We start from the raw sequence: 13,141 nt of genomic DNA, 5'->3' as shown, positions 1-13,141 counted from the left end.
GTAATAGCTATGTAGTTTTAATACTAAATCTAGGAGTTTTTAAGTTCTAGTTGTTATATAGTATTATACGTATATTGCTGTACAACAAAATTGTTATGAAAAAAAGATTCGCCTTACTATTTGCTTTGCTTTTTAATTTAATTGTGTTAGCTCAAGGCGAAGCTTCTCATTGGTATTTTGGAAATGGTGCAGGATTGGTTTTTGATGTTAATACAGGTAATGTTACTTCTGTTAACTCTGCTATAAATACAATAAGCACAAACGAAGGATGTTCTTCAATCTCTGATCCAAGCGGAAATTTACTTTTTTATACAGATGGAAGAACTGTTTGGAATAGAAACTACCAAATTATGCCAAACGGTAATTATTTTGGAGGTACAGGTTTACTTGGCGACCCTTCAAGCACATCTTCTGGTCTTATTGTTCCTCACCCAACAAACCATGATTTATATTACATCTTTACGGTAGACGAACCTCATCACAACAACGCATGGGCTTACCCAAATCAAGGGCCTGTAGACCAAGATGGCAACCCATTAGACATCTACCAAGAAACAACCAATATAGGAGGAACCATACCACAAGATGACGATGGTTTTAATAATGGTCTTAATTACTCTTTAGTAGACTTAACCCTAAATGGTGGCCTTGGTGATGTTGTACCAGAAGAAAAAAATATTCATCTTATAACTTACAACGAAAACGATCCTGTAGAAACGGCATACAAATGCGCCGAAAAAATTACTGCTGTAGAACATGCTGATGGTACCTCTTATTGGTTAATTACTCAATTTATAAATCGTTTTTACGCTTTTAGAATTGATGAAAACGGTGTTAACAATACACCTGTAGTTTCACAAATAACACCACTTATAAATACAGATGGCTATAGGCGTAATGCTATTGGATATTTAAAATCTTCGCCAGATGGTTCAAAACTAGTTATTTGCCACAATCAAAACTTTAATATTCCTAGTGTTACTCAATTTTCTAATAATTCAGGTAGCGTTTGGCTGTATGATTTTAATACAGAAACAGGTGTAGTTTCTAACCCAACTAATGTTTTAGATAATGTAGTAGCCTATGGAGCAGATTTTTCTGCTGACTCAAAAAAACTTTATGCCACTCATAATGGTAGTGTATCGCAATTTAATCTTGAAGCTGCAGATATTAATAATAGTCAAGTTGTTCTTTATACAAATACAGGAAACAGAGGTGCTATACAATTAGGACCAGATGGTAAAGTTTATATCACCAATCCTTCTTTTATTTCTTTTATGGATGTCATTAACAATCCTGAAGAATTAGGTCTTGCATGTAATTATGAAGAAAACGGAATCTCATTGGCACCAGGCACATCTACAAGACTTGGCTTACCTCCGTTTATTCAATCCTTTTTAATTGCCCGTATTCAATCTGAAAATACGTGTTTAGGTGACAACACAGAATTTTCAATTACTACTTCAGAAGAATTTAACTCAATATTATGGGATTTTGGAGATGGCACTACCTCAAATGAAGTTAATCCAAATCACACATACAGTAACACAAACACTTATTCTGTAAGCGCAACAATTACAACAGATTCTGAGGTTAAAACATTTGTTTCACCAGTAACAATACACAATATTCCAACCGCTTTTGAAACTACAAACATGCAAGATTGCGGTATAAATGGTAATGGTGTAAGTACATTTAATCTGGCAGATAAAAATACTGAAATACTACAAAACCAAGATGAGAACTTATATGATGTTCGTTATTTTGAATCATTTGAAAATGCCGAAAATCTTGAAAATGAAATAGTAGCACCTTACACAAACACTACTAATCCGCAAGCTATCTACGCTCGTGTTGAAAACAAAAGTAATACAGATTGTTTTGATATAACAACTTTTAATCTTGAGGTGTTTAACACACCACAAATTGTTCAACTTAATAATATTGAATTTTGTGATGATGAAGGAGACGTAACTGATGGTTTTGCATCAATTGAGCTAGGTGATTTAATTCCATCTATAAGAGGTAATCAGTCTGAAACTGATACAAGCATAACCTTTCATACTACACAACAAGATGCAGACGACAACACCGCTTCTTTACCTCTAACTTATGCAACCAATTCTGCCGAAATTTTTGTTAGAATAGAAAACACCAATAAAACAGATTGTTACAGTACCGAAAGTTTTTTGCTTACCATTAACGACGCGCCTGTGGCAAATAATATATCTATTGTGCAATGTGATGAAGATGGTATACCAGAAGGATTTACTTCCTTCAACATTAATTTATTTAATGATGATGTTGTAAATAATGAGCCTAACAGAAGTGTTAGTTATTACTTGTCTCTTGTCGATGCTGAAAATGAGGAAAACGAAATTGATGCAGATGCTTTTGAAAATTTCTTTAATCCTCAAATTATTTATGCAAGGGTTATCAATACAACTACTGGTTGTGTAAGTTATAGTGAAGTTTCCTTAGAAGTAAGCACAACATCATCAAACGATACAAGTATACTCGCCTGCGATACAGATGGTACAGAAGACGGTTTTATGGCATTTAACCTTACAACGTCCAATCCTATTATTTTAGCTGGTGCACCTGTAGGATTAGATGTAGAATACTACGAAACTTATGAAGATGCGCTATTAGAAAACAATGCACTCAGCGACACTTACACCAACACAACTCCTTATAACCAAATCATCTATGCACGCGTAGAGAATTCTAACTCTTGTTATGGTATAAGTGAAGTAGAACTTATTGTTAATGAACTACCAGATATTGAAACTGAGTTTGAAACGTTATACTGCCTCAATAGCTTTCCAGAAACCATTGTATTAGATGCTGGAATTATTAATGACTCACCTAGTAATTTCACCTACTCTTGGTCTACCACCGAAACGACATCTACAATTGAAGTTAATGAACCAGGCACATACACTGTATCAGTTTTTAATAGTAACAATTGTAGTAAACAGAGGACCATAACTGTTTTACCATCTAATATTGCAACTATAGATAATATTGAAGTAGTTGATGCTTCCAATAACAATTCAATAACCATTTTAGTATCTGGTGAAGGTGATTATGAATATGCTCTAGATGATATTGATGGCCCATATCAAGATTCTAATGTATTTGAAGATATTTCACCTGGTCTCTATACAGTCTTTGTAAGAGATAAAAACGATTGTGGTATTGCAGATGAATTAGTTTCAGTTATTGGTTTCCCTAAGTTTTTTACACCAAACAATGACGGAACAAACGATTTTTGGCAAGTCAGAGGTATTAACAATCAGTTTCAAGCTAATTCTTTAATTTTTATTTTTGACCGTTACGGAAAACTTTTAACAAAACTTAATCCTCTTAGTTCTGGTTGGGATGGCACATACAATGGTGCCAACATGCCAGCGAGCGACTATTGGTTTAAAGTAGAACTTGAAGATGGCAGAACTTTTACCAGTCATTTTTCTTTAAAACGATGATATTGAAATCAAATCTATCCCTTCATAAAAATCTATTGGCTATAATACTATTATGTTATAACGTCTTTTGTTATAGCCAAGAACCTAACGATTGTGTTAATGCCATTACAGTTTGTGGTAATTCAAGTTTTGTCTTTGATGTTAATGGTATAGGAATTCAAGAGGTAGAAGGTCGAAATAATTGTAGCAGTAGGGAAAACAATAGCATCTGGTTTCAAATTACTATTGCAGAATCTGGTACTTTAGCATTTACATTGACACCTGAAAGCAACTCTATTTCAGAGGATTATGATTTTTTCCTTTTTGGGCCTAATGCCACTTGTGGTAATCTTGGTCAGACTATAAGATGTTCTACAACAAATCCCCAAGCAGCAAGTCAAGGCAATAATTTAACAGGAATGAGCCCAAACGACCCAGATCCTAATGAAGGTCCTGGTGAGGATGGCGATAGTTTTGTGAGTGATTTAGATGTACTAGCAGGTGAAACCTATTTTTTAGTGATAGATAGACCTGTTGGCAATAGCCCCTTCTCTTTAGAATGGACTGGCACAGCTACATTTCCAGATAGTCCTTCTAATCCTCTTTTAGCAAATCCTAACGCTACTAGCCTGCCCAACTTAGAAATTTGCGATAATGTTGCGCCTTTTGATGACCTAATTACTGATATAGACCTTACGACACTTAGGCAAGATATTATTGATGGTCAAAGTGATGTTGCGGTAAGTTTTCACAATACAGAGAATGATGCTAATGTTAATATTAACCCACTAGGAGATACTTTTACAAGTTTTTTTAGCACACAGACGGTTTTTATAAGAATTGAAAACACAACCACAGATTGCTTTATTATTAACAAAATGATTGTTAATGTCACTTCGTTTTCAAATTTTAATCCACCAACAACCTATGAGGTATGTGATGATGACACAGATGGAGATGATCAAAATGGGCAAACAACATTTGATTTTGATGTAAAGACCCAAGAGATAACCAACGGTATTTTAGGCGCAAGCTTAAACATTAGTTATCATTTATCTGAAAGTGATGCTATAGCTAATGCTTCAGCTTTACCAACAATTTACACAAACACTACAGCAACACCAACCGAAATTTTTGTTCGGATTGAAGATGTAAATAGCGGTTGTATTGGATTCACTTCATTTGATATTATCGTAGCTGCGAAGCCAATTGCTAATAATGTTTCGTTAATACAATGTGATGAAGATGGCATACCAGAAGGTTTTACAACTTTCAATCTTAATGAAATATCTAGTGAGGTTACCAACGGAGATCCTAATGCAGATGTTACTTACTATTTGTCTCAAGTGGATGCAGAAAATGTAGAAAATGAAATTAATGCTGATGCTTTTGATAATTTCTTCAATCCGCAAATTATTTATGCAAGAGTGACCAATACCTCAACTGGTTGTGTAAATTTTAGTGAAGTTTCTTTAGAAGTTAGTAGCACATCTTCTAACGATGCTAGTTTAGCTGTGTGCGATGACGATGGCAGCGAAGATGGTTTTGCAACTTTCAACCTTAACGACACCAATAACATTGTACTTGCTGGTGCTCCTGTTGGTCTAGATCTTCAGTATTACGAAACTTATGAAGATGCTTTGGTAGAAACGAATCCTCTTGGTATTAATTTTACCAATACAATTCCTTATAATCAAACAATTTATGCTCGCGTTGAAAACTCAAATGCTTGTTATGGCATAAGTGAAATTGAACTTACCGTTTACGAACTTCCAGATATTGAAACCGAATTTGAAACGCTGTACTGTCTCAATAGTTTCCCTGAAACCATTGTTTTAGATGCTGGTATTATTAACGACTCACCGAGCAACTATATTTTTGATTGGTCTACTGGTGAAAATACAGCAACTATTGAAGTTGATGCAGCAGGCACATACAATGTTAGAGTTAGCAATGTAAACGGTTGTTTTAAAGACAGAACGATTACAGTTTTACCATCTAATATTGCTACTATAGATAATATTGAAGTTGTTGATGCGTCTAATAACAATTCGATAACCATTTTAGTATCTGGTGAAGGTGATTATGAATATGCTCTAGATGCTATTGATGGACCTTACCAAGATTCTAATGTTTTTGAAGACGTTTTACCTGGACTCTATACCGTATTTGTAAGAGATAAAAACGACTGTGGCATTGCAGACAAATTAGTTTCGGTTATTGGATTCCCAAAATTCTTCACACCAAATGGTGATGGTACAAACGAATTTTGGCAAGTCAAAGGAATAAGTAATCAATTTCAGCCAAATACCAGTATCCTAATTTTTGATCGCTATGGCAAACTGCTAGCAGAACTCAACCCTCTTGGAGGAGGTTGGGACGGCACTTATAAAGGAAAAAAAATGCCAAGTAGCGATTATTGGTTTAAAGTACAACTAGAAGATGGCAGAGTCTTTACCAGTCATTTTAGTTTGGTGCGATAGATATTAATCGTAATTTAGATAAACCAATCCAAGCTATTTGAAACAAGCATACTACATACTCAATCTGCTCTTGTTAGGCTTGGTATTGCCATTATCAGCTCAAGATATTTCTCTGTTTGAACAATTTAATGGCAGATATGACTATACGGCTATTGGTAACACTTTAAATCAGGCAGAAAATAATATAGATCAGAGTTTTTGCTCTCTTTTAGAATCCTCTAGTGCTAACCTTTCATTAGACACAGACAATCAAATTATAAAAGCATATTTGTATTGGGCTGGCTCAGGATTTGGTGATACTGAAGTTACCCTAAACGGAACACCAATTTCTAGTGAAGAGATATATACCGTGACTTACAGTGATGTTTTTAACGGACAATTAGAGTATTTTTCATGCTATGCAGACATCACCGATTTAGTGCTTAATGATGGTAATGGAAACTATGTGTTTTCAGACATGGATATAAGTGCAGACTTAATGTCTAATCCTGGCTATTGTAATAACAGAACAAATTTTGGTGGTTGGAGTATTTATGTTATCTATCAAAATGATAACCTTCCTTTAAATCAAGTTAACCTATACCAAGGTCTAGAAATTATTAACCGAAATGTACAGGAAAAAGAAATTATTCTTAATAATATTGATGTTATTGATAATGAAGGTGCCAAAATAGGTTTTCTGGCTTGGGAAGGTGATAATAGTCTTAACTATGGAGAGTCTTTATCAATTAATGATAATATTATTTCTAATCCACCTTTAAACCTTGCGGATAATGCTTTTAACGGCACCAACACCTTTGCAAACTCTACCACATTTTATAATGCCGATTTAGATGTATACGACCTAGAAAACAATATAAGTATTGGAGATACTTCTGTATCTATAAAATTGACTACAGGAGGCATAAATGAAAATGGAGGTTTTAGTGCAGACCTTATAATTCTGAACAATATTATTACAGTACTCAACAGCCAATTACCAGATGCCACAATAGAAGTCAATGATTACATAGTAAATTGCGGAAACAGTAGTATTGAATTATTCTACACCGTTAATAACTTTAATAGTACAGATATTTTACCTGCCAATACACCTATTGCATTTTATTTAGATGGTCTTCTCATTGGACAAAGCCAAACCGTAAACGATTTAAATATTGGCGAATCTGAGTCTAATACTATTATTGTAACAGAACCTGAAGACTCTAATCCTAATTTAACCATAACAGCCGTTGTTGATGACGATGGCAGCATGTCTGGAGTGGTAACCGAAACCAACGAAAACAACAATATTAACTATTTTGATATTGAATTATTAGTTATACCAGACATCATAACTCTACCAGGCCTTATAGGTTGCAATGAAGGTTTTGAAACTTCAACTTATAATTTATATGAGGCATTGGTTAATCTAGAATATGACGAAGACAATATTTCTTTTTATCAATCGCTAGAAGATTTAGAAACAGCAGCTAATTCTATTTTAATACCATCAAACTATAATAACACCTCAAATCCTGAAACCATTTATGTAAGGTTAGAAAGCCCTCCATGTTATGAAATATATCAATTTCAACTTTCTACAGAAAATTGTCCGCCTTATGTTCCAAATGGTTTTTCGCCTAACGACGACACCTTTAATGATTGGTTCAACATACAAGGACTTTACGACATTTTTACAGAGCACCAACTAAAAATCTATAACCGCTATGGTGATATTATTTTTGAAGGTAATAATGAAAAACCATGGTTTGGAAAAATAAATAGAGGTTTAAACAATCACGGTAAAACTGTTCCTGTTGGCACATACTATTACATTCTATATCTCAATGATCCCAACTATCGACCAATGGTAGGTTGGGTGTACGTAAATTACTAAAATTGTTAAGATTTTTATCCGTTTGTCTTTTTCATTTGCAGATAAAAAAATCCTCATTTAATTTTAAATTCTGTGTATCGATTTCGATTTCCCTTTTAACGTCGTACACATTTCCCTCTTAACATTTTATTTATCGAAAGCTATGTTTTTCCTTGATAGGAAAACAACAATATGGAGTTTCAGGTTAAGAAACATTATTTGTTGAGGCTGTAATGTTTTCGAAATTTCAATTTGGGAAAAAGACCTCTTTTTGAGGTCTTTTTTGTGAGATTTAATATACAAAACACCTAAATATGTTAACATTTAATGTATTTCGTCGTGTTTTTTTGTATTTAATCTTTAATACGGTTATTTTTCACACTTAGAAGTACATATCTATCAGCCCCAAAATGATAACTAAGTGTACACTGTAAACTTAACCTAACTTATGGATTACATAAATCGCTCCCTCTTATTATACCTATGCATTATTTGTAGCTTTTCTTATGCACAGCAAATTACTGTAGATAATTCCATCAGTCCACAAAATTTAATTGAAAATAATCTTATACAAGGCTGTGTAGAAGTTTCAAATATTAGTTCACCATCTAACGGTAGTTCAGTCGGTCTAGGAAGTTATGGGTATTTTGAAAGAGGCACATCTAATTTTCCTTTTGAAAATGGAATTGTTTTAAGTACAGGAAATGCTAATTCGGCTGGAAACAGCCAAAATACAGCTACCTTGAATGAAGGAAATAGCAATTGGGGAACCGATCCTGATTTAGAAACTGCACTAGGTATATCAGGCACATTAAATGCTACTTCATTAGAGTTCAATTTTATTTCAATATCTAATCAAATTCAATTTAATTACATTTTAGCTTCAGAAGAGTATTTTGGTAATTTTCCGTGTCAATATTCAGATGGATTTGCCTTTTTAATAAGAGAGGCTGGCACCAATACACCTTATACTAATATTGCTTTAGTTCCTGGTACTACAACACCAGTAAACACCAATACGGTTCATGAAGAAATAGTAGGTTTTTGCGAAGCTTCTAACGAACAATATTTTGAAGGCTACAGTCTTGGAGATACTAATTACAATGGTAGAACAACCGTAATGTCTGCAACAGCAACCATTCAACCCAATGTTGAGTACCAAATAAAATTAATTATTGCCGACCAAACGGACGAGAACTATGACTCTGCTGTTTTTATTCAAGGTAATAGTTTTAATGCTACTGTAGATTTAGGTGAAGATTTTTCAACCTGTGCGAGTGAAGTCACTTTAGATGGTGATATTGGTAATCCACAAGCAACCTACAATTGGTATTTTAATAACGTGTTGATTCCTGGTGAAAACCAAACAACACTTAATGCTACAGTTACGGGTAATTATCGTGTTGAAGTAGAGATTCCACTCTCTGGAAGCTCTTGTGTTATTGAAGATGATATCAGCCTTACATTAAGTTCAACACAATCTTCAGACCCAATATCGGATTATGAAATATGTGACGACACTAGTAACGATGGTATAGAAACGTTTGATTTATCAACAAAAGATGCCGAAGTTTTAGCTTCTGTTCCAAATTCAAACTATAACATATCGTATCACTTTTCTGATACTGAAGCACAAAATGGTATTAACGGTATCAATACTCCAATTCAAAACACTTCAAATCCACAAATCATATATGTAAGAATTGAGGACACAAATGATGGATGTTTGGCTTTTTCTACTATTAATTTAACCGTTAATCCTTTACCCAATATCAACAATCCGTCACCATTAGATGTTTGTGATGATCAGGTTGCAGATGGGTTTACTGCCATTGACCTTAATATAAAAAATGACGAGATTACCAATGGTCTTACTAATCTAATAGTTACTTATCACAGTACACTAGCTGATGCATCAATTGGTACAAATCCATTACCAATGCCTTATGTAAACACAAATACTAACGAGCAGGTTTTTGTAAGTGTTAGAGATGAATTTACTGGTTGTATCAGTACTACAAGTTTAGATATTACCGTTTTAGATAATCCTGTTATAAATACAGATGATCATTACATTGATGCTTGCGACACAGACCATGATGGCTTTGCCAGTTTTGATTTAACAAGTATAATTCCGGATGTGTTAGAAGGATTAACAGGTGTTACTGTTACATTTCATGAAACTAACGAAGATGCGTTAACAGGAAGCAACCCTATTGCAGATGATACTAATTACACTAATATTACGTCTGAAGAACAGATTGTATATATCAGAGTTGAAAATAATACTACTGGCTGTGCCTCTGTGACACCAGTAGAACTGCACACCAACTTATTATTAACAGCTACAAATATTGATGATATCTCTCTTTGCGATATAGACAATGACGGAGTTGAAGAATTTAATTTTTCAGGTATTGCAACAAGTATTATAAATGATTTACCAGATGAATTTGCCATCTCTGTTGAATTCTACTTAACTGAAGACGATAGAGATAATCAGGTAAATGCATTAGACCAAACCACACCATTTATACCAACTAGTAATCCTCAAACTATTTATTTAGGATTAAGTAGTGCTACCTGCTATGATGTAGAGCAAATAGATTTAATTTTAATTCCTGTCTATGAGTTTGAATCCATAATAAGTCAAACCGTTTGCGATGAAGACCAGGATGGTTTTACAACAACAGATTTATCTCAATTTGACACACAAGTTACAGATGCATTAGATGGATTTAGCGTTACTTACTTTTTAACAGAAAATGACGCCAGAAACAATACAAATGTTCTTCCAAACTTTTACACTAATACTTCAAACCCGTTTACAGTTTATCCAAGAATAACTTCAAACGAAACAGGTTGTTCCGATATTAACTTTTTTGAAATTACGGTTTTAGAAGCTCCTGTTACTTCTCCTCCTTCCGATATTGTGATTTGTGATAATGATCAAGACGGATTATTTACCATCAATCTATTAGATATTATTCCTGAAGTAGTTAGTAGCACAACTGATAGACAAATTAGTTTTCACACCAACCAAACCGATGCGGATAATGGCAGTAATGCCATAACCAACGAAAGCATATATAATGCGCAAACCGAAACCATTTACATTAGAGTAGAAAACACAAATACTGGTTGTCATTCTACTGAAACCTTGAGTATTACAGTAAACACTTTACCTGTTTTTACAGCTATTGATAATTACAAAATCTGTGAGGATAGTAGCGATGGTTTTGCAGACTTTATTTTCAACACAAAAGATGCTGAGATTTTAAATGGTCAATCTGGCAAAGTGGTATCCTATTATTTAAATCAACAAGATGCCGATAACAGAACCAATGCTATTGATAAAGATGTAGCCTATCAAAATATTACGACTCCTCAAACCATTTTTGTAAGAGTTGAAAATCTAACAGATGAAGATTGTTATGGCACTTCTAGTTTTATTATTGAAGTAGGTACAAACCCAGTCTATAACGAGCCTTCAGATTGGTTTGTTTGCGACGATATATCTAACGATGGTTCAGAAACTTTTGATTTATCAACTAAGATTACAGAAATATCAGACGGAATTTCAGACAACTTAAGTGTAACGTTTTACACCTCATTAAATAATGCTGAAAACAGTATAGACCCATTACCTCTCGAATATACTAACACTGTAAACCCACAGACTATTTTTGTTCAAATTGATAATGGAACAATTTGTAATTCTATCACTTCTTTTGAATTAAATGTTGTACAAGTACCAGATGTTAATCCTTCAGTACCTTTAATTGGTTGTGATACAGATTATGATGGGTTTACTGAGTTTGATTTAACCAATGCCGAATTTGACATTTTAGATGTAAGACAAGACGATATAGAAATCAACTATTTTGAAAACTATGAGGATGCTGAAGCTAACAGTAATGTTATTTCCAATCCAGAAGCTTATACCAACACTAGCAATCCTCAAACGGTATATGTTAAAATAAATAACACCATCTCTAACTGTTATGTGTTAGTGCCAATAGATTTAAGTGTTAACATGCCTCCTATTATTAATGATTTTCAGTCTTTCAATATATGTGAAAATGAAAATAATAGTTTCGACTTAACTGAGATTAATGAAGTTATTATGGATGAAAGCTTTAATGTGCTATTCAGTTATTACACAAATGAAGCCGATGCCTATGCTAACGAAAATGCATTAAGTACTGATTACACATATTCAACCAATAACGATACACTGTTTGCGCGAGCTGAATTCAGCACAACGCATTGTTTTACGGTGTATGAATTTAACCTTGAAGTAAACCCACTTCCTATTGCCAATCAACCAACCAATTTAGAGGCTTGTGATGATGATTATGATGGATTGTTAGATTTTGATTTAACACAACAAAATGCTGAAATACTAGGCACGCAAAACCCTTCTAATTTCACAATAACCTACCATAATTCTGAAGATGATGCTAACACTAATTTATCTGCTGTAGACACAGATTACATAGCTTTTGATTCTGAAATAATATATGCTAGAGTTGAAAATAACGCAACTGGCTGCTACGCTGTAACTCAGTTTTTGGTTATTATTCATCCATTACCTGTTATAGATATTCAAGATCAAGTGATTTGTTTAGATAATTTACCATTAATTGTTTCTGCAAACACCAACAACCCTACAGATCAATATATTTGGTCTACTGGTGAAACTACGCCAGAAATTACTATACCAGAAATTGGAACCTATTGGGTTACTGTTACTACACAGTTTGGTTGCGAAAACACAAGAGTATTTAGTGTGGCAGAATCTGAAGCTGCAACTATAGAGGCTACAGAAGTTATAGACTTTTCAGACCCAAATAACATCACAGTAACTATTAGTGGTATTGGAAATTATCTCTATCAATTAGATGATGGTGAGCCACAAGAATCTAACTTTTTTGATAATGTAGGTATGGGTTATCATACTGTGACTATAATCGATTTAAATGGTTGTTCTGAAGTTACAAGAGACGTTTTAGTAATAGATATTCCAAAACATATGTCTCCTAATGGTGATGGACACTACGATACTTGGCATATTGTTGGTGTAGAAACATTACCTGGAACCATTATTCATATTTTTGATCGTTATGGTAAGCATCTCGCAACTTTAAGACACGATAGTCCTGGTTGGGATGGTACATTAAACGGTCTAAAACTTCCTGCAAGTGATTACTGGTTTGTTGCTAACGTAGCAAGAGGCAATCAATCTTTTGAGGTTAAAGGGCATTTCGCCATACGTCGTTAAATAGTTAGTTAATCTAAAAGAAAACATAAGCTTTTTCCTATCTTTGATT

General features: G+C 33.8%; 4 protein-coding genes. All 4 read left to right on the top strand.

Annotated elements, in window-relative coordinates; all coding sequences use genetic code 11:
* Positions 1–95 precede the first annotated feature (95 nt).
* Positions 96–3,488: an FIDD domain-containing protein gene (locus MST30_RS09940; protein WP_243471256.1), complete on the top strand. Its 3,393-nt coding sequence runs from the start codon at positions 96–98 to the stop codon at positions 3,486–3,488.
* Positions 3,485–5,950: a T9SS type B sorting domain-containing protein gene (locus MST30_RS09935; RefSeq protein WP_243471255.1), complete on the top strand. Its 2,466-nt coding sequence runs from the start codon at positions 3,485–3,487 to the stop codon at positions 5,948–5,950. Before MST30_RS09940 ends, MST30_RS09935 begins: the two co-directional genes overlap by 4 nt.
* Positions 5,951–5,987: 37 nt before the next feature.
* Positions 5,988–7,829, top strand: coding sequence for a T9SS type B sorting domain-containing protein (locus tag MST30_RS09930; RefSeq protein WP_243471254.1), 1,842 nt, complete (start codon positions 5,988–5,990; stop codon positions 7,827–7,829).
* A gap of 427 nt (positions 7,830–8,256) precedes the next feature.
* Positions 8,257–13,092, top strand: a complete 4,836-nt coding sequence (locus MST30_RS09925; protein ID WP_243471253.1) for a T9SS type B sorting domain-containing protein — start codon at positions 8,257–8,259, stop codon at positions 13,090–13,092.
* The last annotated feature ends 49 nt before the right edge of the window (positions 13,093–13,141 follow it).

This window comes from Winogradskyella sp. MH6, from assembly GCF_022810765.1.
GTDB lineage: Bacteria > Bacteroidota > Bacteroidia > Flavobacteriales > Flavobacteriaceae > Winogradskyella.
This window is presented reverse-complemented; position numbering and strand designations above follow the sequence as displayed.